21 protein-coding genes and 5 pseudogenes are annotated in these 24651 nt (G+C 66.2%); 15 read left to right on the top strand and 11 right to left on the bottom strand.

Annotated features, from left to right (window positions below; translation table 11 throughout):
• Positions 1-189: 189 nt before the first annotated feature.
• Together AC0IX7_RS16865 and AC0IX7_RS16860 are read left to right on the top strand one after the other, a co-directional pair.
• The gene (locus AC0IX7_RS16865; RefSeq protein WP_471812961.1) at positions 190-630 is read left to right on the top strand and encodes a serine O-acetyltransferase; all 441 of its coding nucleotides are present in this window, start codon (positions 190-192) and stop codon (positions 628-630) included.
• A 42-nt stretch (positions 631-672) separates the two neighbouring features.
• Positions 673-1845: a glycosyltransferase gene (locus AC0IX7_RS16860; protein ID WP_471812960.1), complete on the top strand. Its 1173-nt coding sequence runs from the start codon at positions 673-675 to the stop codon at positions 1843-1845.
• A 78-nt stretch (positions 1846-1923) separates the two neighbouring features.
• On the opposite strand, the gene AC0IX7_RS16855 is transcribed toward AC0IX7_RS16860, so the two are convergent.
• Positions 1924-3390, bottom strand: a complete 1467-nt coding sequence (locus tag AC0IX7_RS16855) for a hypothetical protein (protein ID WP_471812958.1) — start codon at positions 3388-3390, stop codon at positions 1924-1926.
• A gap of 234 nt (positions 3391-3624) precedes the next feature.
• Between AC0IX7_RS16855 and AC0IX7_RS16850 the strand changes: the two genes are divergently transcribed.
• The 9 genes from AC0IX7_RS16850 (at position 3625) to AC0IX7_RS16810 (ending at position 12378) form a co-directional block, all read left to right on the top strand.
• Positions 3625-4848 carry a hypothetical protein gene (locus tag AC0IX7_RS16850; RefSeq protein WP_471812956.1) on the top strand — a complete coding sequence of 408 codons (1224 nt, stop codon included), beginning with the start codon at positions 3625-3627 and terminating at the stop codon, positions 4846-4848.
• 19 nt (positions 4849-4867) lie between these two features.
• On the top strand, positions 4868-6358 hold the full coding sequence (locus AC0IX7_RS16845; RefSeq protein WP_471812954.1) for a polysaccharide biosynthesis/export family protein: 1491 nt from the start codon (positions 4868-4870) through the stop codon (positions 6356-6358).
• On the top strand, positions 6352-7203 hold the full coding sequence (locus tag AC0IX7_RS16840; protein WP_471812953.1) for a hypothetical protein: 852 nt from the start codon (positions 6352-6354) through the stop codon (positions 7201-7203). The genes AC0IX7_RS16845 and AC0IX7_RS16840 overlap by 7 nt, the downstream gene beginning before the upstream one ends.
• Positions 7200-8993 carry a GumC family protein gene (locus AC0IX7_RS16835; RefSeq protein WP_471812952.1) on the top strand — a complete coding sequence of 598 codons (1794 nt, stop codon included), beginning with the start codon at positions 7200-7202 and terminating at the stop codon, positions 8991-8993. Before AC0IX7_RS16840 ends, AC0IX7_RS16835 begins: the two co-directional genes overlap by 4 nt.
• Positions 8935-9240 (top strand): hypothetical protein, encoded by a 306-nt coding sequence (locus tag AC0IX7_RS16830; protein WP_471812950.1) that lies wholly within the window; start codon positions 8935-8937, stop codon positions 9238-9240. The genes AC0IX7_RS16835 and AC0IX7_RS16830 overlap by 59 nt, the downstream gene beginning before the upstream one ends.
• Positions 9241-9244: 4 nt before the next feature.
• Positions 9245-9925: a glycosyltransferase gene (locus AC0IX7_RS16825; protein WP_471812949.1), complete on the top strand. Its 681-nt coding sequence runs from the start codon at positions 9245-9247 to the stop codon at positions 9923-9925.
• The gene (locus AC0IX7_RS16820; RefSeq protein ID WP_471813923.1) at positions 9835-10158 is read left to right on the top strand and encodes a glycosyltransferase; all 324 of its coding nucleotides are present in this window, start codon (positions 9835-9837) and stop codon (positions 10156-10158) included. The genes AC0IX7_RS16825 and AC0IX7_RS16820 overlap by 91 nt, the downstream gene beginning before the upstream one ends.
• A 263-nt stretch (positions 10159-10421) precedes the next feature.
• Positions 10422-11627 carry a dual-specificity RNA methyltransferase RlmN gene (gene rlmN / locus AC0IX7_RS16815; RefSeq protein ID WP_471812948.1) on the top strand — a complete coding sequence of 402 codons (1206 nt, stop codon included), beginning with the start codon at positions 10422-10424 and terminating at the stop codon, positions 11625-11627.
• Entirely contained in the window at positions 11620-12378 is a 759-nt protein-coding gene (locus AC0IX7_RS16810; RefSeq protein ID WP_471812946.1) for a sulfite exporter TauE/SafE family protein, read from the top strand. Before rlmN ends, AC0IX7_RS16810 begins: the two co-directional genes overlap by 8 nt.
• Before the next feature lie 568 nt (positions 12379-12946).
• Here the strand turns inward: AC0IX7_RS16810 and AC0IX7_RS16805 are convergent.
• From AC0IX7_RS16805 to hisS, 5 genes and pseudogenes are all read right to left on the bottom strand, one after another.
• Positions 12947-13348 (bottom strand): hypothetical protein, encoded by a 402-nt coding sequence (locus AC0IX7_RS16805; RefSeq protein ID WP_471812945.1) that lies wholly within the window; start codon positions 13346-13348, stop codon positions 12947-12949.
• Positions 13345-14199 carry a DUF4167 domain-containing protein gene (locus tag AC0IX7_RS16800; RefSeq protein WP_471812944.1) on the bottom strand — a complete coding sequence of 285 codons (855 nt, stop codon included), beginning with the start codon at positions 14197-14199 and terminating at the stop codon, positions 13345-13347. The genes AC0IX7_RS16805 and AC0IX7_RS16800 overlap by 4 nt, the downstream gene beginning before the upstream one ends.
• A gap of 256 nt (positions 14200-14455) precedes the next feature.
• Positions 14456-15256 (bottom strand): annotated as a pseudogene (prmC, locus tag AC0IX7_RS16795) (peptide chain release factor N(5)-glutamine methyltransferase).
• A 135-nt stretch (positions 15257-15391) separates the two neighbouring features.
• Positions 15392-16444 (bottom strand): annotated as a pseudogene (gene prfA, locus AC0IX7_RS16790) (peptide chain release factor 1); the annotation flags it as partial.
• A gap of 123 nt (positions 16445-16567) precedes the next feature.
• Positions 16568-17810 (bottom strand): annotated as a pseudogene (gene hisS, locus AC0IX7_RS16785) (histidine--tRNA ligase).
• Between the two features lie 49 nt (positions 17811-17859).
• Here hisS and AC0IX7_RS16780 point away from each other — a divergent pair.
• The 4 genes from AC0IX7_RS16780 to ppa all read left to right on the top strand — a co-directional run bounded on the left by AC0IX7_RS16780 (position 17860) and on the right by ppa (position 21158).
• Complete coding sequence (locus AC0IX7_RS16780; protein ID WP_471812942.1) at positions 17860-18024, top strand: hypothetical protein; 165 nt, start codon at positions 17860-17862, stop codon at positions 18022-18024.
• A complete protein-coding gene (locus tag AC0IX7_RS16775) occupies positions 17988-18509 on the top strand; it encodes a DUF1345 domain-containing protein (protein ID WP_471812940.1) in 522 nt (173 codons plus the stop codon). The genes AC0IX7_RS16780 and AC0IX7_RS16775 overlap by 37 nt, the downstream gene beginning before the upstream one ends.
• 82 nt (positions 18510-18591) lie before the next feature.
• Entirely contained in the window at positions 18592-20505 is a 1914-nt protein-coding gene (locus AC0IX7_RS16770) for a M61 family metallopeptidase (RefSeq protein WP_471812939.1), read from the top strand.
• Between the two features lie 74 nt (positions 20506-20579).
• Complete coding sequence (gene ppa / locus AC0IX7_RS16765) at positions 20580-21158, top strand: inorganic diphosphatase (RefSeq protein WP_471812938.1); 579 nt, start codon at positions 20580-20582, stop codon at positions 21156-21158.
• Between the two features lie 211 nt (positions 21159-21369).
• Here ppa and AC0IX7_RS16760 read toward each other — a convergent pair.
• From AC0IX7_RS16760 to ispG, 5 genes and pseudogenes are all read right to left on the bottom strand, one after another.
• Positions 21370-21845: pseudogene (locus AC0IX7_RS16760) on the bottom strand (GNAT family N-acetyltransferase).
• Positions 21842-22741, bottom strand: coding sequence for a DMT family transporter (locus tag AC0IX7_RS16755; protein WP_471812936.1), 900 nt, complete (start codon positions 22739-22741; stop codon positions 21842-21844). The pseudogene AC0IX7_RS16760 and the gene AC0IX7_RS16755 overlap by 4 nt, the downstream one beginning before the upstream one ends.
• Positions 22738-23118: a type II toxin-antitoxin system VapC family toxin gene (locus AC0IX7_RS16750; RefSeq protein ID WP_471812934.1), complete on the bottom strand. Its 381-nt coding sequence runs from the start codon at positions 23116-23118 to the stop codon at positions 22738-22740. Before AC0IX7_RS16750 ends, AC0IX7_RS16755 begins: the two co-directional genes overlap by 4 nt.
• Positions 23115-23414: an AbrB/MazE/SpoVT family DNA-binding domain-containing protein gene (locus AC0IX7_RS16745; RefSeq protein ID WP_471812933.1), complete on the bottom strand. Its 300-nt coding sequence runs from the start codon at positions 23412-23414 to the stop codon at positions 23115-23117. The genes AC0IX7_RS16750 and AC0IX7_RS16745 overlap by 4 nt, the downstream gene beginning before the upstream one ends.
• Before the next feature lie 37 nt (positions 23415-23451).
• A pseudogene (ispG, locus tag AC0IX7_RS16740) lies at positions 23452-24589 on the bottom strand (flavodoxin-dependent (E)-4-hydroxy-3-methylbut-2-enyl-diphosphate synthase).
• Positions 24590-24651: the final 62 nt, after the last annotated feature.

Below are 24651 nucleotides of genomic sequence, written 5' to 3'. Positions count from 1 at the left end.
CGATTGCCGCAATGCATCAAAAACATCTCCACCGCCTGGGAATGCTGGCGAGCAACAAGGGTATCGTCCGTTCATGACAACCGAGGGCAATGGCGGGGCAGTCGGTTTTCGGGCTGCGGTCCGGCGAGATCTGGCGCTGTTCGCGCATCATGAATCGACCCCCTCACCCCGGCGTTCGCGGTGCGGATGGTGCTGTTGACGCAAGGGTTCCAGTTCGTGCTGGCGCGACGGATCCAGGATGCGCTGGCGCGTATTCCGGTCGTCGGTCGGCCGTTGCGGCGCATCTGGTGGTGGTGGACCTGTCGCAAATTCGGGTCAGAGATCGCAATCGGCTGTACCGTGGCAGCGGGGCTCTATATCCCCCATCCGTACGGAATCGTCGTGGGCGTCTGCACGATCGAAGAGAATGTCGTTATTTTGCAGAATGTAACGATCGGCTCTAGACATTCGCACAGTCCAGGGCATGCCCGAATAGGACGCGGAGCCTATCTGTCGGCAGGCGCCGCGATCATCGGAGCGGTCACAATCGGAGAGGGAGCCATGGTCGGCGCCAATGCAGTCGTGTTGCGCGACGTGCCCGACGGCGCGGTCGCGGTGGGCGTGCCGGCCCGGATCGTCGGCGCGTCATGACCCGTCACATCGTTGCGCCGCGGACCCGCGAAGGGGGACGCGATGCGCATTCTGAGCATCTCCGCATTCTATCCGCCCTACGTGATCGGCGGCGCGGAGCTGTGCGCTCACAGCCTGACCTATTGGTTCGCGGCCAATGGTCACGAAGCCGCGGTGCTGACTGCGGCGCCGATGGTCGAGCATGAAAGCTGGGCCACGCCGCAGGACGGCTACACGCTGTACCGCGTCAACACGCCGCACATCTATCCGGTGTTCAGGGCCAGCCAGGCGCCTGGCTGGAAGAAGCCGATCTGGCATGCCCAGGATCATTACGACCCGCGCAACGAGGCGATGTTCGAGAAGGTCATCGACGACTTCAAGCCGGATTTCATCCACATCCACTGGATTTCGGGCCTCGGCTATAATGGCCTGAAGGTCATCGGCCGCCACGACATTCCGACTGCGATCACGTTGCACGATCTCGCTTATGCCTGCCTGCGGACGACGATGTTCCGCGGCAGCGACGAATGCGTCGAGCAATGCACCAATTGTCGCCTGAGTTCGAAGGTGAAGATGGGCTTCCTGCGCGAGATCCCGCGGCTGGGCTTCATCTCGCCGTCGCAATCCAACCTCGACACGATCTCTTCGCTGCTGCCGATCGAGGACTATCCGCGCTTCCACATCCTCAATCCGAACCGCTATCCTGCACCGCGCGTGACGCACGCGCCGGCCGACAAGGTCAGGCTGTTGTTCGTCGGGCGGCTGGAAAAGACCAAGGGAATCAATTTTCTCCTCGAACTGCTCGACCAGCTGTCGGCCACCTACGACTTCCATCTCACCGTGCTCGGCAAGGGGCCGGAGGATCACGCGTTGCGCGCGACCTATGGCGAGCGTCCATGGCTGACGATGCAGGGCCATGTCCCGCAACAGATCGTCGCCGACATCATGGCCGAAAGCGACCTGCTGGTCGTGCCGTCGCTGTGGGCGGAAAACTCGCCGGGCGTCGTGTTCCAGGCCTTGGTCAACGCGCTGCCGGTCATGGGCAGCGACAAAGGTGGCCTGCCCGAACTGATCGAGCCCGGCGTCAACGGCATGCTGGTGCCCCCGGCGACGCGGAGCAATGGCGCGCGGCGATCGTCGATGTGCTCGACCGCCCCGAACAGCTGCTCGTTCTGCGCGAGCAGGCGGCGAAGCAGACCGAGCGCTATGACTATGACGGGCTGGCCAAGCAGATGATCGGCGCCTTCGAACAGATCGCAGCGAGCAAGCGCTAGCGTCGATCGAGTTGCAGGGGCCGCTCGGACTCGGGGTTCCTCATAGCAGGCGGGCGTTGACTCCCAGGCGGCTGACGTTGGGGACGTCGATGACGACGGGCATCTCGCCGACCGTGACGCTGCGATCGGCAGTGGCCGCGCCCGATGCCTGGCAGAGCGTGCGGCTGGAATACGCGGCCGTGCCGCCGACCGTGACCCGCCCCTGACGGCCCGACACAGCACTCCACGCGACGATCGCCAGACCGCGGGGCGTCGTGACCCTGATCACCGTCAGGCCGCCGTCAACGGTCTGCACCGCCATCGCCTTGGCCTCGGCGATGAGCGCGCTGGCGTCGGCGAACGCGCATTGCGCGGCCTTGGCGGCATAATTGGCGTCGTAGAGCCCGAAATTATGCTGGATGTTGGTGGGGTCGGAGCCCGAATCCTTGGTTTCGTAATACCAGCTGCCCGCCACCCAGGGCAGCGCGGCGGTGTGCAGCAGGAATTGCGGGACGTTGGTCGCCACCTTCGCGTTGTTCACCGAACAGGACGCGGTGCCCGAGGGCCAGCCCCATTCGGTCACGTAGACCGGCAGGTCGCGCCCGCCATTCGCGCTGGCGACCTTGGCATGAAGCGTACCCAGGCGGCCGATCGCCTCGGTCGCGGTGCGGTTCGAGGTGCTGGCGCAGTGATTGTAGATATGCGCCGACACGCCATCGGCCTGCGCGGCACCACCGCGCGCCAGTACGTCGAGCGTCCACTGCCAGCCCGGATCGTCCCCGGCCGCGCCGACCAATACCTTGGCACCAGGCGCCACCTGCTTGATCGCGCTGGTCGTACGCGCGGCGAGCGGCGCGTAATATAGCGAGGCGCGATAGTCCGAGGCATCGCCGGGACCGACCAGCACCGGCTTGTCGCGAACCGCATTGCGGTTCCACTCGTTCCAGATCTCGTACAGCGCGTCGCGACCGCCCGTCGCCGCCACCGCATGCTGCGCATAGATCGCGAACGCAGCCTGCCCGACATCCCCGACCGGCGGCGAGGCACCGGGTATCCACGGATTGCCGTTGTTGAGGATATAAAGCGGGCGGGCGCTGCTCTTGCCGAGGAACGTCACCAGCGGCGTCGGCAGATGGGCACCATCGACGTCCCAGTCGGGTGCCAGCGCGTTCCAGAAAAGATCCTCGCGAAACGCGCGTATGCCCGAATCGGCGAAGCGTTGCGCGACGCTGTCGGGATCGTAGCCAGCCAAGGCCGCATAGGAGAAATGGGTCGCCGCACCGACGATATAGGGCGTGGTCCGGACCGGAAGATCGGCACCTGCAAAGACGATCGCGGTCGCCCCTGAATCGACCGGCAGCGCGCTGGCATCGCCCGCGCCCGGAGTCGGAGTCGCAGTCGGCGCAGGAGTCGGCGCAGGAGTCGGGGCAGCTACGGGAACGGTCACGACCGCTTCGGTAGACGGATCGGAGCCACCGCCACACGACGCCAGCAACACACTCAGCAGCGGCACAAAACGGCGAGCCATATCTTTCCCTCTTTGATGGCTACGCGCTAATTCCCAAGATTTTAGATGCGGTTAATAGTCCGGACAGAATTAAACGTTTATGCGGCGGTGCAGCGTGACCTCAAAGGATGGTCACGACCGCATCGACCCGGGCGTCTTGACGTCGTGAATATGAGAAGGCACGCAGACTCCATGTTCGGTCGCCCCCCTGCTCGTCGGTCCATGCTGCGTTGCGGCAAAGAAAATGCCAGACTCTTGGGCAATGCCACGCTGTTCGGCGTCGTCGCGCAGACGCTCGGCGTGACGGTGCTCGCGATGCCGCATCCGGCGGTCGCGCAGACCGAACGTCTGGGCGTACCGTTGATCCCGATCCCGCTGCTGGGCACCTCCGGCGTCAACCAGCCGGGGCTGAGCGTGACGCCGACGGCGGAGGTCGCGTATGACGACAACATCTTCCGTACCAGCGACGATCGCGCGGCCCCGGTCGACGACATCATCGTCACGCCCGCGCTCCGCGCCTCGTATCAGCGTCAGCTCGGGCAGAACGATCTGCGTGTCGACGGCGACCTCGGGTATAGTTTCTATACGCAGAACACCGATCGCAGCCGGGTGCGCGCCGATATCAGGGGCAGCGGGACGATCCGGATCGCCGGCATCTGCCAGATCCAGCCCGACCTGCGCTTGACCCGCCAGCAGGCCGACTACGGCGATATCAACGGCCCGATCGACAATTTCCAGACCTTCTCGACCTTGGCGGTGAAGGCCAGCTGCCCGCGCGCGGTCGGCTTCTTTCCGCTCGCCGAACTATCGCGCCGGACGACCCGCAACGACACGCTGTTCAACTTTGCCGACCAGACGCTCGTGTCGGCGGCGGGCGGCATCGGCTATGCGCGTCCTAGCCTGGGACAGGCGGCGCTCTTCTATCGCTATTCGCGCGCCGATCGCCCGACCATCGGCGTCGTCAACCGGATCGACGAGGCCGGCGTTACGTTCAATCGCGCGGTCGTCAGCCGCGTCGAGATGTCGGTCGATCTGCATTACCTGCAGGCGAGCAGCAAGGGCGCCAATGTCCGTCCGTATCGCGGTGCGGGCTGGGATATCGACCTGGTGTTCCGCCCTATCCCGCGGATCCTGTTCAAGGGCGAGGCCGGACGACGGATCGTCAACGACTCGCTCGTGCCGGCCGGGTTCACCGTGCAGACCGATTATGCGCTCAGCACCGAATGGCGGTTTGCCGAGCGGACGCTCCTGCGCGGTGGCGCAGTTCTCGGGCGGCGCCAGTTTCGTGGCGATCCCCTTGTAATCGCAGCACCTTTTTCGAGCGACCGCTTTTCAAGCCTGACTTTGGGCCTGACCCGTGCCATGGGCGAGCGGCTCAATCTGACTCTGGACGCGCAGCGCACGTCGCGCCGCACCAATACCGGACTCAACAACTATGATGCCGACCGCGTTGCGGCAGGCGTATCGTACAGGTTCTGATCTAATGACGAGGCACATCATGACAGGTAGCTGGCACTCCGTACGCCTGGCTGGCGCATTCGCGCTGTCGGCGGTTCTGCTCGCCCAGACTGTGCACGCCCAGACCGCCGAGCCTGCTCCGGCGCAGACGGCCCCCGGTTCGACCTCGGCAGGTGCGACCTCGCCGGGTGCCACCGGGACGGCGGCGAGTTCCTACGTTCTCGGCGCGAACGACGAGATCGCAGTGACCGTCTTCGGGCAGGAAGCGATGTCGTCGAAGACGCGGATCCGTGCGGACGGCACGATCACCGCGCCGTATCTCGGCGTCGTCCAGGCGGCGGGCAAGACGACGGCGCAGCTCGGCACCGAATTGTCGCAGGCCTATGTGCGCGGTGGCTATCTCAGCAAGCCGTCGATCAACGTCGAGATCACGGCGTACAGCAGCAAGACGGCGACCGTGCTGGGTGCGGTCCCCAATTCGGGGCTGTACCCGATCGATCGCCCCTACACCGTCTCGGCGATGGTCGCGCGCGCCGGCGGACCGCGGATCGATGGTGCCAATGCGGTGATCCTGACCCCGGCCGGTGGCCAGCCACAGCGCATCTCGCTCGCCGACCTCAGCGGCGGCGCATCGCGGATGGTGCAGCCCGGCGACACGTTGTTCGTCCCGACCGCCGAGACGATCTACGTGTATGGCGAAGTGAACAAGGGCGGTGCGTTCCCGGTCCAGCCGGGCATGACGTTCCGTCAGGCACTGGCGCTCGCAGGGGCCCGACGCTGGCTGGCTCGGTCAAGCGGATCGAAGTGCGGCGCGGCGGGCAGAAGCTCGACAAGCCCGACCTCGACATGCCGGTTCAGCCCGAAGATGTGCTGGTCATCAAGGAAAAGTGGTTCTGATCGCGATGACCTTTTTCGCCATCACTTCGATCGCTACGCCCTCGATCGCCACGCCCTTGATCGCCAACATCTCGCTCGGGGCGGCGCCGTTCAACTCGACAGCGCGGAAAGGCCACCCGTGAGTTTCTTCGCACGCCTCGGCAACTGGCTGTCGGGCCTGCTCGATCCCGAGCCGCCCCTATCCAGCCTGCCCGACCTTCGCGCGGCTCCCGGCAACGCGGCCTCCGTGCCTGCGCATCCGGGGCCGATCGCGGCGATCCCTGCTGGCCCCGCGCCCGCCGTCTCGCCATCGCGATCGCTCAGTTCGGGGCGGACGCGGATCCATAGCGCGTTCGACGCCGGCATGCCGGTCGAGAATCGCGCCGGTCTGGCCGGGCGCGCGCGCGAGCTGGACCGGCTCGTCGAGGCGGTCCTCGAACATGGCAAGCATGGCATCGTGTTCGGCGCGCGCGGCTCGGGCAAGACGTCGCTGGCACGCGTGTTCGGCGACATGGCGGACGAGGCCGGCGCGACCGTGCTCTACAATCTGGCCGGCGGCGATATTGACTTCTCCGAACTTTGCCGTCCCTATCTCGTCGAACTTCTGTCGATCCCCGGCGAAGGCATTCGGCGGGTCGACGTCCAGTCTTGCTGACCGCGCCGTTCGACGCGCGCCAGATGGCGACCATTCTCGCGGAGAAGGTGCGTCGCCCGACGATCTTCGTGCTCGACGAGTTCGACCGGATCGAGACGCACGCGACCAAGACCGAGATGGCGGCGCTGATGAAGCTGCTGTCGGACATGCGGTCGCCGGTCCGGATCGTCGCGGTCGGCATCGCTGCCAATCTCGAGGACCTGATCGAAGGGCATCCCTCGCTGCGTCGGCATATCGTGTCGGTACCGATCGGCGGGATCGAGACCGAACAGCTGAAAGCGCTGCTGGTCCGTTGCTGTGACGCCGCGGGGCTGACGATCGACGACGATGCGGCGATGAAGATCGCCCGCTCGGCGGTCGGATCGCCGTATCACCTGCGTCTGTTCGGCGCGAACTGCGCGATCGCGGCGAGCCGCGCGGGTCGTGATCACATCGACGACACGCTGGTCCAGCAGGGTCTGCTCGATGCGTATAGCGAATGGGGTGCGCTCAGCCCGCGCGCCGCGGCGCTGGTCGTCGATCTCCAGCGCCTGCCCAAGCCGACGGCAATGGCGATCGCGGTGATCTGCCTTGCCGCGGCGATGCGGACGCGGATCGAGCGGGACGAGGTGACGCTGGTGCTCAACGAGGATGGTCATGACGACGCGACCATCGCCGCGGCGTTCGCGGCACTGAGCCCGATCCTTCATGCCAGCGCGATCGAAGGCAGCTATTACTTCGACGATACGCTGGCGCCGCAATTCTATCTGCTTGTCTATAATCGCAGGATCGACCCCGCGCGGATCAAGCCGACCGGGTTCGACGATTTGCGTAATGTCTTGGTACGAGGAGTGCGTGACCAGTGATCAGTTTCGCTGATTTGATAAGCGCGATCCGGCATCGGATCCGTCTTGTCCTGCTGGTTGGCGGGGTAGTGTTTCTCGCCATCGCCGCACTCGGCTTCACCCGCCCCCGCGCCTATACCGCGACGTCGTCGATCCTGGTCGATCTGACCGAGCGCGATCCCGTCAGCGCCAACAGCGCCAACGGCTCGGACAACAGCTCGGTACTCGAATCGGTGATCGGCACGCAGCAGGATATCATCCGCAGCGATGCCGTCCTGAGCGACGTCGTCCAACGCAGCCCGCAGTTCCAGAGCGCGGCGCTGGGCGATACCCCGACCGAGCGCAACCAGAACGGCCTCACGATGCTGCGCCGCGATCTCGCGATCAGCAGCGAGAAGGGCAGCAACGTCATCCGGCTGAGCCTGACCGCCAAGTCGCCCGAGGCGGCGGCGAAGACGCTGAACCTGATCGTCGACACGTTCCTGACCAAGCAGGTGACGCTGCGCAGCGGCAACGCGCGCGGCAACGCCAAATGGTACGACGCACGAACCCGTGACGTCCGCGATCGTCTGGAGGCCGCGCAGTCGCGATTGTCCGACTTTCAGCGCCAGCACGGCATCGTCGGCATGAACCGGATGGACGTCGAGGCCGACCGCGTCCGCAACCTGTCGACCGAACTCGTCGCGGCACAGGCCGCCGCCGCGGTCGCGCAGTCCAAATCGGGCTCGACCGCACAGCCCGAGGTCGCCCAGTCGACGATCGTCCAGGACCTTCAGCGCGAGAGCGGTCTTCAGGCCGGCAAGGTTGCCGAACTGTCCAAGACGCTCGGGCCGAACCACCCGGACATGCTCGCCGCCAATGCGCAGCTGTCGGCTCTGCGTGGGCAGCTCGCCTCTGCGCGGTCGGTCCAGGCGCAGGCGTTGACCGCCGCCAGCTCGGCCGCGGGTCGCCGGGAATCGAGCATTCGTGCCGACCTCGCCGCGCAGCAGACCCGGATGCTCGCCCTGTCCGGCGTGCAGGATCAGTTGAACGTGTTGCAGCGCGACGTCGATGCCGCGCGGGCGACGTACGACACCGTGCGTCAGCGCTATAACGAGGCGACCCTGCAATCCGAGGTGTCGCAGGCCAATGCGAGCCGACTGGATCGTGCGGTACCGCCGACCCTGCCTTCGAAGCCGAACCTGATCCTGTGGATCATCGCGGCGATCGTGATGGGGGCAGGCGCGGGGCTGGCGGCTGCGATCGGTCAGGAAATGCTGGCGCCCCGGCTGCGTACGCCGTCGGGCACCGCGAGCGCGCTCGACCTCGACGTGATCGCCGACATGACCGACATCAAAAGCGGCACCACGGGCTGGCGAGCCCCCGCAAGGAGGCAATGGCGTGAGGCTTCGTTCGACCACAGGTCCGGCAACGGCCGGTTTCGATCGCGATACGCACACCGGCCCGACCGATGTCGTCGCACCAGGCAGCGTCGATCCGCTGGTCGTGGCTGCCTATGCCAGCGACACGCCCTATGTCGTCGCAGCACGAGCGATCCGCAGCTCGATCCTCCAAAGCTATGCCGACAGCGATCGCGGATCACGCGCGTGCGCGCTGATCGGGATCGATTGCGACGAGGCATTGGCCGTATTGGCCGCCAACCTTGGCGTGGTGATGGCACAGGCCGGGTCGCAGACGGTGATCGTCGACGCGAACCGCGCGCATCCACGGATTGCCAGCCTGTTCCAGCTGGCCGATCATGCCGAGCATCAGGTGACCGCGATCCCGGGCCTGCTGGTTTCGGGGACCGGAGCGGAGACCTCCGGCGGTAGCGAGGCGGTCGAGCAACGCTCGTTGATCGAGCAGCACGATGCGATCGCGACCTCGGCCAGCCAGCTGATCGCGGCCACCGTCGTCAACGCGACCAATGGCGCCACGAGCATCGCCGACGCGCTGACCGGCTTCGACACGGCCGTCATCGTTATCCGCAAGCATTTCACCAAGCGGAACGTCGTGCGCGGATTGATCGAAGTGCTCGACCAGCACGGCATCCCGATCACCGGCACCGTCCTGGTCTGATCGCATGGCGTCCCCGAGCCGAACGCGCGCTGACGACCGCCCACCGCGCGTACTGCACGTCTGCGACAGCATCATCGGCGGCACGGGGAGTTTTCTTGCCGAGTTGCTGACACCGCAGGCCGAGCGTTATGGACCCGAAGCGCTGACGCTCTTGATGCCCGAACAGCACCGCGATCACATCGAACCGCGGTTGCTCGAAAGCGGTATCCGGTTCGAATATTTCGATCGGCCCAACCGGCTGCTCGGCATGGCCAAGCTGTTCTTCGCCTATCGCCGCGTACGCCGCCAGATACGACCCGAGATCGTCCACGCCCACTCGTTCGGGGCCGGCGTGATTACGCGGCTCGGCCGCTTCGGACGCTGGCCTCGGATGATCTTCTGCCCCCATGGCTGGGCGTTCAGCATGCAGGTGTCGCCGCGCGCCAAACGGTTCATCATCGCCGTGGAACGCTATCTCGCGCGGAAAGCCGACCGTATCATCCTGATCTCGCCCCATGAATGCGACGTCGCACGCGGTGTGGGTTTGCCCGACGAGAAGCTCGTGGTGATCAACAATGCGATCAGCAAGACGCCCCCGCCAGTGGCTCCGGCGCGCTGGGACGACGATCGGATCAAGCTGCTGTTCGTGGGCAGGTTCGACCGGCAAAGGGGCTCGACCTGCTGCTCGAAGCGATTGCAGGGCTAGGCGATCGTTATGCATTGCGCGTCGTCGGCCAACCCGTCGTCGCGCCGCAGATCGGCCAGATCACGCCGAATTTTGTCGAATATGTTGGATGGCGTGACCGTAACGGCGTGGTTTCGGAGATGATGGCGGCAGATGCCATCATCGTCCCCTCGCGCTGGGAAGGCTTCGGTCTCGTCGCGATCGAGGCGATGCGCGTCCGCCGAGCCGTGATCGCGTCGGACGCGGGGGCTTGAACGACACGCTGGATGCCGGACGCTTCGGCCTGACGTTTCCTTCGAACAACGTCGACGCGCTGCGGCACCTCCTCGAAACGCTGGATCCTGCAGGATTGGCGGAGTGGGGGAGCGGGGTCATGCACGATTCATCGACAAATACACGAGCGAGACGATGGTCGAGGCGGTCGACGCCACCTATCGGGATCTGCTGGCTACGCGCTGACGGAGCCCGGGCGTAGCAGGCTAGAAAAATCGGCGAAATTCCGCTAGGGGCTCGCTCCATGCAGACCGCCGCGAACCTCATGCCTATTCCGGGGCACATCGATCCCGTGCCCGTTCCCCGCAGCTTCGTGCCGCGCAGCGACGGGCGGATCGATCTGCTTGGGCTGTCGCTCGCCGATCTGCGGATGGCGCTGGAGACGTCGCAGCTCGAGGAGAAGCAGGCCAAGCTGCGCGCCAAGCAGCTGTGGCACTGGATCTACAATCGCGGCGCGACCGAGTTCTCGGCGATGACCGACATCTCGAAGACGATGCATCCGTGGCTCGAGCAGCGCTTCGTCATCAGCCGGCCCAATGTGGTCGAGGCGCAGGTGTCGACCGACGGCACGCGGAAGTGGTTGCTGCGGTCTGACGACGCGCAGGATTACGAGATGGTGTTCATCCCCGACGCGGATCGCGGCACCTTGTGCGTGTCGAGCCAAGTCGGCTGCACGCTCAACTGCACCTTCTGCCACACCGGCACGATGCGACTGGTCCGCAACCTGACGCCGGCCGAGATCGTCGGGCAGGTAATGCTCGCGCGCGATTCACTGGGCGAATGGCCGAGCCAGCCCGAGGGCCGCATGCTCACCAACATCGTGATGATGGGGATGGGCGAGCCACTGTATAATTTCGAGAACGTCCGCGATGCGCTGAAGCTGGTGATGGACGGGGCGGGCCTCGCGCTCAGTCGGCGGCGGATCACGTTGTCGACGTCGGGCGTGGTGCCGATGATGGCACGCGCAGGCGCGGAGATCGGCGTGAATTTGGCCGTATCGCTGCACGCCGTGACCAAGGAAGTGCGTGACGAGATCGTGCCGCTCAACCGCAAATACGGCATCGAGGAGCTGTTGCAGGCGTGCGCGGACTATCCGGGCACGAACAACGCACGGCGGATCACGTTCGAGTACGTGATGCTGAAGGACAAGAACGACTCCGACGACGATGCGCGCGAGCTCGTGCGGTTGCTGCGGAAGTACGAGCTGCCGGCGAAGGTGAACCTCATTCCATTCAATCCCTGGCCGGGCGCGGCATACGAGTGCTCGACGCCGGAGCGGATCAAGTCGTTCTCCAGCATCGTGTTCGGCGCGGGGATCTCGGCGCCGGTGCGGACGCCGCGCGGGCGTGACATCGATGCGGCGTGCGGCCAGTTGAAGACCGCGTCGGAGAAGAAGAGCCGCGCGCAACTCGATCGTGAGGCTGCTGTCGAGTCCGACGCTTTTGCTTGAGTGGAGTGCGGTCGCTCTGGCGGCAGGGGCGGGTGTTCTCGGCGGTGCGATGAATGCGTTGGCGGGCGGTGGCAGCTTCGCGACCATGCCGACGCTGATCGGGCTTGGCGTGCCCTCGACCTTCGCCAACGCGACCAGCAATGTCTCGCTCCAGCCGGGTGCGATGGCGAGCGCGTGGGCGTATCGGCACGGGCTCCAGCGGATCTCCGGCGTCAGCATGAAGACGATGGCGGGGATCACCTTCGTCGGTGGACTCGTGGGCAGCCTCTTACTGGTGGCCACGTCGGCGCGCGCGTTCGACCTGATCGTGCCGTGGCTGTTGCTGTTCGCGACGCTGGCGATCGCGTTCGGGACGCGTGCGTCGCTGTGGCTCCGGTCGCGGGTCGAGATCGGGCCGAAGTCGCTGGTCGCGGTGCAGGCGCTGCTGGGAATCTATGGCGGCTATTTCGGGGGCGGGGTCGGGCTGATGCTGACCGCCGCGTGGGGGCTGCTGTCGGGCGCGACGCCGGCGACGCTGGCACCGCCGCGGACGCTGATGCTGGCGGTGGCTAATCTTGCGGCGACGATCATCTTCATCGCGACCGGGATGGTGGTGTGGGCTCTGTGCGTGCCGATGCTGATCGGCGGGATCGTCGGCGGGCATTACGGCGCGAGACTGGGTTTGTTGCTATCGCCGCAGGTGATCCGCATTTGGACGCTGTTGGTGACGATCGCGACGACGATCGTGTTCTTCTGGCGGGCGTATTCCTGAGCGTTGGTGGGGCTTAGTCGAGCGCGCGCGGCGCTGAGGAATAGGGGCTGACCGGGTGGTCGGGCGGCGTGTTTCGGGGGTGGCGCTCGGAGTCGCGAACTTTGGCCGACAGCGCGGGGAACCGGTTCGCGCTGGGTAGACCGTTCCGGGTCGGGAGCGGGCGGATTATGCCGCTGTGTGCGAGGACGATCCGCTTCGGGCTGGGTGTTGCCTGCTGATCTTCTACCGTTTCTGTCAGGTCGCGTCGGGGGTGTCCGGGTGGTTCAATGGTGATGGCTCAAGCTGGCCTACCCACTTCCCAGCCCCTCCCTTCCAGGGAGGGGGTTTAGAAGATCTCTGGTGGCGGAGATCATCGCGTCTGATCCACCGCGACGACAGTGTGCGAGGGGATCGACTTCGAGGATCCCCTGCCCCCCGATACGGAAAAAGGCCGGTACCGCGGGATGCGGTACCGGCCTTTTTTGGTGTTCGCCCGGGAATGAATAGGCACTCATCCCGCCTCCGCGGGGATGACAGACCTTGCATGTCGGCGAGGTATACTCGCCGGATCAATCCGGGGCGGTCGAGATCAGCCGGCCTGAACCTCGTCGGGCACCGCGCGAACGCGGCGGCGGCGGGGCTTTTCCTCGGTGCCGGCGTCGGCTGCGGGAGCCGCTTCGGCTGCCGATGTTGGGGCCGGTGCCGGTGCGACGGTGGCCGAAATGCCGAGCGAGGGCGGCAGGCGGTCAGCGTCGAACGCGGTCGGCGTGCCCTCGTCCTGCGAACCCTGGTCCTGCGCACCCTGATCCTGAGCGGCGGGGGCGTCGAGGCTGCGATCGCGGCGCGGGCGACCGCGACGGCGGGGCTGCTCCTCGGTTGCAGCGACGGGCGCCGTGGTTTCGGCGGTTTCGGTCGGCTGAGCGGTCTCGGTCGCCGAACGCAGCGTGTCGGTTTCCGAATCCTGGTTGGCGTTGGCCATCGGCGCGCTCACGCGTGGCGTGCGACGGGTCGTCTCACGCTGCGGCGCATCGCGGTAGTCGCTGCGCGGCTCGCGGACCTGCTCCTCGCGGGCCTGGTTGTCGCGGGACTGGTTCTCGCGGGCCTGGGCCTCACGAGCCTGCCCCTGCTCTTCGCCGCTACGCTCGTCGCGCTGCTGCGTATCGCGGGGGCGTTGCGCTGGTTGCGCTGGCTGTCGCCACGGACGCGGTCCTCGCGCTGGCCTTCGCTGCGCTGAGCATCGTTGCGGGGGCCGTCGTTGCGCTGACCTTCGTAGCGGTTGTTCTCGTACCGCGGGCGATCTTCGCGCTGAGGGCGGTCCTCGCGATTCTGATTGTCGCGGTTCTGACGGGGCGCATTCGAGTATTGACCGCTCTGCTGGCCGCCATTCTGCTGCTCGCCACGATTCTGCTCGGCCCGGTTCTGCTCAGCCGAAGCCTGACCACCCTGCTGCTCGCCCGAGCGGATCGGTTCGCCCTCGTCGCCGTAATCGTCGTCGCCGTCGAGATCGAAGGGCTGCTGGCGGCGCGGCTGCTGCTGCGCCTGCGGCTGGCTCTCTTCGAAGCGGGCGCGGGTTTCGCTCAGGACGCGGAAATAATGGTCCGCGAACTGCAGATAATATTCGATGTTGACGCGGTCGCCCTGCATCTGCGCGTCGCGCGCGAGGTTCTTGTACTTCTCGTACAGCTGGCTCGCGTTGCCGCGCGCGCGGCTGTCGATGCGGTTGCCGGTGTCGCGACCGTTCTGGCCGCCGCCGCCACCCTGGCGTTGACCGCCACCGCCACCACCGCCGCCATTATTGTTGCCACGACCGCGACGGCGGCCGGCTTGCCGGTTGTTGATCAAGCTTGTGTCCTCAGTCGTCGAACCAAAATCTGGTCGTGCTCCGAAATGCGGTGCAAACCCCCGCCGCGCAGCGATGATCCGTTCGAGATCGCTGGTCGGACTTCCCAGGGTCGCCGGACTGCAGCGACTTCAAGGCGAAGGATGCGGGTCAACGCTCAAAACCGACCATGATGTCGAGAGTGCGTGCCCCTGCCCGCGTGATAGCGGCCCCAACGGGCTTACTACAAGCGAAATGTACGTATTCGCGCCATATTCTTCAAGTGGCGGCTTTGGTCGCGACCAGCGCGCGGGGTTGTCGCCATAGTCGTGGTGGAGCGCGACGCACAGACCTTGCGCATCGAGCAGTGCCGTGACGGGCGGGCCTTGCGTCGATCCGATCTCGATCACCGCTGCGCCACCGGGGGCGATCAGCGCGGGGAGTTGCTTGGCTAGGATGCGGTAGTCGTCGAGCCCGTCGGGGCCGGCGAACAGAGCGGCGTGCGGTTCGTGATCATGGACTTCGCGCGGGAGCGTCTCGTCGGTGGCGATGTAGGGCGGGTTGGCGAGGATCAGGTCGAACTGGCCCGAGATGGCGCTGGCCCAGCTGCCGCGGAGGAAATGTGTGCGATCGGTCATGCCGAGGGTGGCGGCGTTGGCTCGGGCGTAGGCGAGCGCTCGGGGGAATAGTCTACGCCGAGGCCTTGCGCGGGCCATTCGTCGAGCGTGGCGAGGAGCAGCGTGCCGGGGCCGGTGCCGAGGTCGAGCACGGTGGCGGGGGCACGGCCGGCGAAGTGCGCTTGGGCGGCGATCAGGAGCGTTTCGCTGTCGGCGCGGGGGACCAGCGCGCCGGGGCCGATGGCGAGGTCGATCGACCAGAAGCCGCGGGTGCCGGTGATGTAGGCGATCGGCTCGTGGCGAAGGCGGCGTTCGACGAGGGGGCGAAGGTGGCGGGGACGGTGTAGCGGTCGGGGTCGAGGAGGACGGCGTTACGCTCGACGCCGAGGGCGTGCGCCATCAGCAGTTCCGCGTCGAGGCGCGGGGTGGCGGAGAACGCGAACTGCGCGGCGGCGGTGGCGATGGCTGCGCTTACTGCTCCCCTTCCGCTTGCGGGAGGGGTCGGGGAGGGGCCGTCACCGGGCGGCGGCGTTTGTGGGACACCCTCCCTAACCCCTCCCGCAAGCGGAAGGGGAATGCCGTTGCGGCCGGGGCGGGCTCAGCTATCCAGTTGCGCAAGGCGGTCGGCCTCGTCCTGCGCGACCAGTGCGCCGATCAGTTCGTCCATTTCACCCGCGACGATCTCCGGCAGGCGGTGCAGAGTCAGGTTGATGCGGTGGTCCGTCACGCGGCCTTGCGGGAAGTTATACGTCCGGATCCGCTCCGAGCGATCGCCCGAGCCGACCATCGACTTCCGCGCACCCGCCCGCTCGGCATGGAGCCGGTCGCGCTCGGCCTCGTACAGCCGCGTCCTGAGCACGCGGAGGGCCTTGGCCTTGTTCTTGTGCTGCGACTTCTCGTCCTGCTGGATCACGGTCAGGCCGGTCGGGATGTGGACGATCCGCACCGCGCTGTCGGTGGTGTTGACCGACTGGCCGCCGGGGCCCGACGAGCGATAGACGTCGATGCGCAGGTCCTTGTCATCGATCTTGACGTCGACCTCCTCCGCCTCGGGCAGCACCGCGACGGTCGCCGCCGAGGTGTGGATCCGGCCGCCGGCCTCGGTGGTCGGCACGCGCTGGACGCGGTGGACGCCGCTTTCGAACTTGAGTTTGGCAAACACGCCCTGGCCGGTGACGCTGGCGACGACTTCCTTGAAGCCGCCCGCGTCGGACGACGAGCCGGAGATCATCTCGACCCGCCAGCCCTGCGATTCGGCATAGCGCTGGTACATGCGGAACAGGTCGCCCGCGAACAGCGCCGCCTCGTCGCCGCCGGTGCCGGCGCGGATTTCAAGCATCGCGGCGCGCTCGTCGGCGGCATCACGCGGCAACAACGCGAGCGCGAGCTTGCGGTCGGCGGTTTCGAGCAGCGTGCGGTTCTCGTGCAGCTCCTCGGACGCCATCGCGCGGAGTTCGTCATCGGCATCGTCCGCCATGAACGCGAGGCTCTCGGCCTCCTGCCGCAACCGACGCACTTCGGTGGCGGCCTGCGCGACGGGCTCGAGCTCGGCATATTCCTTCGACACCGCGACGAAGCGGTCCGAGGGGAGGTCGCCGGTCGACATCAGCGCTTGCAGCTCGTCACGCCGCGCCTCGATCGCGCGGATGCGGTCGGGGAGATTTGGGTCACGCGCGCACCCCTTCCGTCATCCCGGCGAAAGCCGGGACCCAGGGTAACGGGGCGCAGCGTTCGTGACCCTGGGTCCTGACTTTCGTCAGGATGACGAAGCGGGTCATCGCAGCGCCTCCGCGAGATCGGCGAACGCGACTTCGGCTTGCGTCCCCGCGCCGAGCGTCTTCACCGCAGCAACGCCCTTGGCGAGTTCGTCGTCGCCGATGATGATCGCGAACCGGGCGCCGAGCGCATCCGCCTTCGCCATCCGCGCCTTCATCTTGCCCTTGTACGCCATTTCGACCGCCACGCCCGCGCGCCGGAGATCCGCGACGATACCGGTTGCGCGCGTTTCGGCTTCGGCACCCATCGGCACGACGACCGCGTCGATCGTTGCCGCCGCCGGCTCCTCCAGCAGCATAGCCAAACGCTCGACACCCGCGGCCCAGCCAACGCCCGCCGTTTCCGGTCCGCCGAGCGAGCCGATCAGCCCGTCATAGCGTCCGCCAGCCAACACGGTCCCCTGCGAGCCCAACCGATTGGTCACAAACTCGAACGCGGTGTGGCGGTAGTAATCGAGACCGCGGACCAGCCGCGCGTTGCGCTCCCACGCGACGCCGGCCGCATCGAGCCCGGCCGTCACTGCGTCGAAGAAGGCGCGCGCTTCCGGGGTGAGATACGCGTCAATGTCGGGTGCGCTGTCGGCGATCGGGCGATCGCGCGGGTCCTTCGAATCGAGGATCCGCATCGGGTTCTTTTCGAGTCGGGTCAGGCTGTCCTCGGAAAGCTCACCGCGATGCGCCTCGAAATGCGCCACCAGCGCCTCGCGCCAAGCATCGCGCGTCGCCGCGTCGCCGAGCGTGTTGAGCTGCAACGTCACGCCATCGGAAATCCCGAGTTCGCGCAGCAGCTGGTCCGCCAGCACGAGCAGTTCGACGTCCGCCGCCGGCTCGGCAGCCCCGATCACCTCGGCGTCGATCTGGTGGAACTGCCGGAAACGCCCTTTTGCGGGCGCTCGTAGCGGAACACCGGGCCGCTGGTGGTGAGCTTCAGCGGTGCGAACTGCTGCCAGCCTTCGGTGAGGTACGCGCGGGCGATGCCGGCGGTGAACTCGGGGCGCAGCGTGAAGAGTCCCCGCCGCGATCCTCGAACGTGTACATCTCCTTCGACACGACATCGGTCGTCTCGCCGAGCGAGCGCGCGAATACTGCGGTCGACTCGAACACCGGGATGTCGACGCGCTGGAAGCAATACAGCGCCCGCACGCGTTCGAACGTCGACAGGACGTGCGCGAACCGGCGCTGCTCGTCGCCGAAAATGTCCTGGGTGCCACGGATGCGGCGCGGGGTTTCTATTCTGGCCATGATGCGCGCGTATCTAGGCGACGTCCTCCCGAAGCGCTAGCGCTGTGGCATGAACGACAAACCCAGATATTGGAGCCTCGGACAACGCGTGGCCCCACCGCGCTTCGTCCTGTTCGTGCTGGTCTTTGTGGTCGGGCTGGTCGCGCTGATCCCGCGATTGGGGCTGGGCCGGGGACGATGGTGGCGTTCGACGTCGGTGCGATCGTGTTCCTGATCGCGGTCTCGACGCTGTTCCGCAACGCCAACGCCGCCCGGATGCGCCGCGCGGCGGAGGAGAACGACGCCAACCGCGCGGTGCTGCTGGGGTTCAGTGGGACGATCATGCTGGTCATCCTGGTCGCGGTCGCCAAGGAATTGCAGGGCAAGAACGACGCGGTCGGAATCGCGCTGACGATCGCGACGCTGGCGCTCGCGTGGCTGTTCTCGAACATGATCTACACGCTGCACTATGCGCATCTCTATTACAGCGACGACGATGACGGGAAGGACGCGAAGGGACTGGACTTCCCGAACTGCGACGAGCCCGATTACTGGGACTTCGCCTATTTCGCGTTCACGCTGGGGATGACGTTCCAGACCTCCGACGTGCAGATCACCTCGCGTCGGGTGCGCAAAGCGGCGCTCGGCCAGAGCATGGCGGCGTTCGTGTTCAACATCGGCGTGCTGGCGTTCACGATCAACGTGCTCGGGAGTAGTTGAGCTCCTCCTGTAAAGGACTGGACGGCTGCCCTTTCCGACGATTACACCTTGTGACATCGTCTCTCAGCCGGAAGGCCCTTCCTTGATCCGCAAGCTTCTCGTCGCATCCCTGCTCGCGTCTGCACTTCCTGCAGTCGCGCAGGTTCCCGCCGGCAACACCGCGCCACAGCCGGTGCCTTTCGTCGACACCATCCCCGACGCGGTCGACACGCCCTATCCCGGCACGCTGCTGCTCGACGTCGACGCGACCGATACCGAGCGTGGCATCTTCCGCGTGAAGGAAACCATTCCGGTCGCCAAGGCAGGCCCGATGGCGCTGCTCTATCCGAAGTGGCTGCCCGGCGCGCATTCGCCGCGCGGCGAGATCGAGAAGCTCGCCGGCCTCGTGATCCGGGCGAACGGCAAGATCGTGCCCTGGACGCGCGATCCGGTCGATGTCTTTGCGTTCCACATCGACGTGCCGACCGGCGTGAAGAGCATCGTCGCCGAATTCCAGTTCATCTCCGCGACCAAACCCGACCAGGGCAGGGTTGTGATGACGCCGACGATGGTCAGCCTCCAGCCGAACCTCGTCAGCCTGTACCCGGCCGGCTATTTCACGCGCCAGATCCCGATCAAGATGACGGCAACCTATCCGACCGGCTGGACCGCGGCGGGCGCGGTGCCGGCCAAGGTCTCGGGCTCGACCTACAGCTACGACACGACCAACTACGAGATCCTGGTCGATCTGCCGACGCTGGCGGGCAAATACGGCAAGGTCTGGCCGCTCAGCCCGCGCGTCGATCTCAACGTCTTCGCCGACAGCCCCGATCAGCTCGCCGCTAAGCCCGAGCAGATCGACGCGCACAAGCGCCTCGTCGATCAAGCGGTGAAGACGTTCGGCGCGCAGCATTACGATCATTACGAATTCCTGCTGTCGATCACCGACCAGCTCGGCGGGATCGGCCTGGAGCATCACCGCAGCTCGGAGAACGGCGTCCGTCCCGGCTACTTCACCGAATGGGAAACCGGTGCCGCCACCCGCAACCTGCTCCCGCACGAGTTCACCCATAGCTGGGACGGCAAGTTCCGCCGTGGCGCCGACCTGTGGACGCCCGATTTCCGCACGCCGATGCGCGATTCGCTGCTGTGGGTGTATGAGGGCCAGACGCAGTTCTGGGGCTATGTGCTCCAGGCGCGCTCGGGGCTGGTCAGCAAGCAGGACACGCTCGACGGCTACGCCTCGATCCTCGGCGTCTACGACAGCGCAAAGGGTCGCGAATGGCGCCCGCTGATCGATACCACCAACGATCCCGTCATCTCGGCGCGGAAACCCAAGGGCTGGACCAGCTGGCAGCGGTCGGAGGATTATTACAACGAGGGCCTGATGGTCTGGATGGAGGTCGACGCGATGCTCCGCCAGAAGTCCGGCGGGACCAAGTCGATCGACGACTTCGCCAAGGCGTTCTTCGGCGTCCGCGACGGCGATTACGGCGAGCTGACCTACACCTTCGCCGACGTCGCCAAGACGCTGAACGGGATCGTCCCCTATGACTGGGCGACGTTCCTCAACACGCGGCTGACCGAGACCGGCAAGCCTGCGCCGATCAACGGCTTCGCGATGAACGGCTACAAGCTGGTCTACGGTCCCGAGCAGAGCCCGTATCTGAAGCAGGCGGAAAAGACGCGTGGCACCGACGTCAGCTATTCGCTCGGCATGGTGATCAACAAGGACGGCGTCGTGACCTCGTCGATCTGGGACAGCCCGGCGTTCAAGGCGGGCCTCGACGTCGGTACCGAGATCGAGGCGGTCAACAGCGAGGCCTATTCGTCCGACCGGATCAAGGCGGCGATCCTGGCGGCGAAGGGGACGAAGGTGCCGATTCGCCTGACGGTCAAGAACAATGACCGATTCCGGGATATCACGCTCGATTACCATGACGGGCCGCGCTATCCGCGCCTGCAGAAGGTGGGTACAGGTGACGGCGGGCTCGACAAGCTGCTGACGCCGCGTTGAGCCTTTGAAATCTACCGGTGCCGGCCGCTCCCCAGACGAGGAGCGCCGGCACCGTCATATTCGAAAGGACCGCCATGCGTATCGATCTCATCCCGACCGGCAAGAACCCGCCCGAAGACCTGAACGTCATCATCGAAGTGCCGACCGGCGGCGAGCCCGTGAAGTACGAGTTCGACAAGGCCTCGGGCGCGCTGTTCGTCGATCGCATCCTGCATACGCCGATGCGCTATCCGGCGAACTATGGCTTCGTGCCGCACACGCTGAGCCCCGATGGCGATCCGTTGGATGCCCTCGTGATCGCGCGCTCGCCGTTCATCCCCGGCTGCGTCGTCCGCGCCCGCCCGATTGCTGTGCTGAACCTGGAAGACGAAGCCGGCGGCGACGAGAAGCTCGTCTGCGTGCCAGTCGACGCGGTGTTCCCCTATTACGCCAACATCGGCGAGCGTGCCGACATGCCCGAAATCGTGTTCGAGCAGATCGAGCACTTCTTCACCCACTACAAGGACCTCGAGAAGACGAAGTGGGTCCGCGTCGGCAAGTGGGGCGACGCCGAGGAAGCCAAGCGCATCACGGTCGAGGCGATCGCGCGCTACGAGGCCGAGAAGGCGGAGGGCAAGGAGCCGATGAATTCGGACGACGCCGCGGGGCGATGATCCCGCCGGTATGATCGTCGCCCCGGATCGATCCGGGGCGTACATCTTTCAAAACCTACTCTACCGTCATCCCCGCGCAGGCGGGATCCATAATCTCCGACGCTCGCGACCTAAGGGTGAAGCTAGCCGATATGGGTTCCCGCCTCCGCGGGAATGACGGGGATAGTGTGGACGCGGGCGAGTCCCAATACTGTTCGCGGCGGTGGCCCTCCTACCGCCCTGCCAGCCTGACCAGCGCATCCCCGGACATCCGCTGGATCGTCCAGTCCTCCATCCCGACCGCGCCGACCTTCCGGTAGAACGCGATCGCATCGGCGTTCCAGTCGAGCACCGACCATTCGAACCGCGCGCACCCGCGATCGAGCGCCATGCCGGCGAGATGCGACAACAGCGCACCGCCGACCCCCGCCCGCGTGCTTCGGGCGTCACGTACAGATCCTCGAGATACAGCCCGCGCTTGCCCGTCCAGGTCGAGAAATTGTGGAAGAACAGCGCGAAGCCGAGCGGACCGTGCTCGTTCTCCGCGATCAGAGCCTCGGCTGCCGGCTTTTCCCCGAACAGCGCCTCTTCGAGCATCGCCTCCGTGGTCTCGACCGCATCCGGCTCGCGCTCGAACGCAGCGAGTTCGCGGACGAAGCGCAGGATCGTGCCGACATCGGCGCGGGTGGCGGGACGGATATGGGTCATGCACTGGCCTCGATCGAACTCTGCGCGATGTCACGCCGCCGCGCCGCGTACAGGCACGCGACGACGATGATCGCCGCGCCCGCCAGCGTGAATGCCGATACCCGCTCGCCGAACACCAGGAAACCCAGCACGGCGGCATAGACGAACGAGGTATATTCGGTGGTCGCGAGGAATCCGGTGTCGCCGTGCGCGTAAGCCCAGCCGAGGAGCCAGAGCGACGCGGTGGCGAGCCCCGCCGCCAGCAACAGCTTGGGCCACTGAGCCGCCTCGGGCACCACCGCGAGCCACGGCGCCGCCAGCGCCAGTGTCGCGGTGATCACGAGCGCCTGGAAGAACGCGATCTCGCCCGGCCGCGCCGCCTGGCTCTGCAGCCGCGCGATCACGAGATTGACTGCATACAGCACCGCCGAGCCGAGGATCGCGAGCGTCCCGTGGAACGTCCCGGGTCCGGGCACCTCGCGTCCCTGCCCGATCATCACCACCAGCACGCCGCCAAGCGCGGCGATCGACGCGACGAATGTCTTCCACCCGACTCGCTCGCCCAGCGTGACGGCCGCGAGCAACAAGGCGAGAATCGGCGCGATGTAGGTCAGCGAAATCGCCTGCGCCATCGGTACGCGTGCCAGCCCCCAGAAGAAGAGCACCGCCATCGCCGTGGTCACCAGCCCGCGCGCGCAGTGCAGTTTCAGCGCACGCCCGCTCGGCCGCCCACTGTTCCCGAGCTTCCACGCGACCGCACCGAGCCCGACGCTGATCATCTGCCGCCACAGCAGCGCGTTATAGACGCCGATCGCGAGGACGAGCGACTTCATCACCGCATCCATCATGGAGAACAGCCCGATGCCAAACGCGGCAACGGCGAAGGCCAGTGCGGGGGAGACGGTGCGCGAGGTCATCGAATCAGGCGGATATCCAAGTCCAACCCCAGCGTCACCCAATCCTTGTCCGCCGTCCACAACGTTGCAGCCTGATCGATAGCCAATGCCAGGCAGACCCGGTCGGCGATCGACACATCCTTGCCTTTGACGACGGGCCATAAATCGGCGGCGATCTTCGCCTGGGTCGCGGTGAACGGCATGATCACGATCTCAAGTCGATCGAGGTTCGCGATCACCGCGTCCACGTCGGACACGATCTCGAACAATTTGCTGCGCACCTCGATCAGATTGACGCTGGACAGCATTGCGCCACGCGCATGCTCGATCGCCGAGTCCGCTCCGGTTTCATTCTTGAGGATCGCCAAGACGGTGGACGCGTCGAAAACGACCGTCACGAAGTCTGGCGCGACTGCCATTCCTCAAGCTTGGCATTTTCGCGCGCGGCGTCGGCGCGGCGTTCGGCAATCAGTTCGTCGACAAGATTGCGATCTTCCGGCGCCGACCCCGGCACTGCCATAGCGCGAAATTCGGACTGCACCTCGCGCACGACCTGCGCGTAGGTCTTCATCGTCAGGCCGCCATTCGGATCGACTTCGACGACCAGAGAATCGCCGTCCTCGATCCCCGCTTCCCGGCGCAGGTCCTCGGGCAAAGCAACATGCCCACTGACGACTTTAGCATGATAGGTCATGGCCGGCCTCCAACGAGGCTGGAGCCTATCACGGGACCTACTCCGCCGCCACCGGCACCAGTGCCGCCATCGCCTCGTCCGCGGCTTCGATCTCCGCCGCCTTGGCCTCGACCAGGCGGACGATGTGGTCGACCATGTCGGCGTCCTGGACGTGGTGGTCGGTGACGCCCGAGAGGTACACCATGTGCTTGCCGTTGCCGCCGCCGGTGATGCCGATGTCGGTCTCGCGCGCCTCGCCGGGGCCGTTGACGACGCAGCCGAGCACCGAGAGCGACATCGGCGTGCGGATGTGCTGCAAGCGTTCTTCCAGCGCCTGCACCGTGCGGATCACGTCGAAGCCCTGCCGCGCGCAGGATGGGCACGAGACGACGCGGACCCCGCGGTTGCGGATGCCGAGCGCCTTGAGGATCTCGAAGCCGACGCGGACTTCCTCCTCGGGCTCGGCGGACAGCGACACGCGGATCGTGTCGCCGATGCCGTACCAGAGCAGGCTGCCCATCCCGATCGCCGACTTCACCGTGCCGCCGACGAAGCCGCCCGCTTCGGTGATGCCGAGATGCAGCGGGCAATCGACCTGCTCGGCGAGCTGCTGATACGCCGCGACCGCGAGGAACAGGTCGGAGGCCTTCACCGCGACCTTGAACTCGTGAAAATCGTGATCCTGCAACAGCTTGATATGATCGAGCGCCGACTCGACCAGCGCATCGGGGCAAGGCTCGCCGTATTTCTCGAGCAGGTGCCGCTCGAGCGAGCCGCCATTGACGCCGATCCGAATCGCGCAGCCGTTCGACTTGGCCGCGTCGACGACCTCCTTCACGCGCGCCGCCGAGCCGATATTGCCCGGGTTGATCCGCAGACAGGCCGCGCCGGCATCCGCCGCTTCGAGCGCGCGCTTGTAGTGGAAATGGATGTCGGCGACGATCGGCACGCGGCTTGCGCGGACGATCTGCTTCAGTGCAGTGGTCGATCTCGACGTCGGGGCAGCTCACGCGGATGATGTCGACACCCGCCTCTTCGCAGCGGCGGATCTGGTCGACCGTCGCGCGTACGTCGTCGGTCGGCGTGTTGGTCATCGTCTGTACGGTGACCGGCGCGTCGCCGCCGACGGGGACGGTGCCGACCATGATCTGGCGGCTCTTGCGGCGGGTGATATCGCGCCAGGGACGAAGGGACATGAGGATTCCTCGGGAGTTCACGCGGTATATAGCGACTTGCGCGGCGGAACGGAACATCGCTG

The sequence above is a fragment of the Sphingomonas sp. AC411 genome, assembly GCF_979253035.1.
Note: the sequence above shows the minus strand (reverse complement) of the source record. Positions and strands in the feature narration are given on the sequence as shown.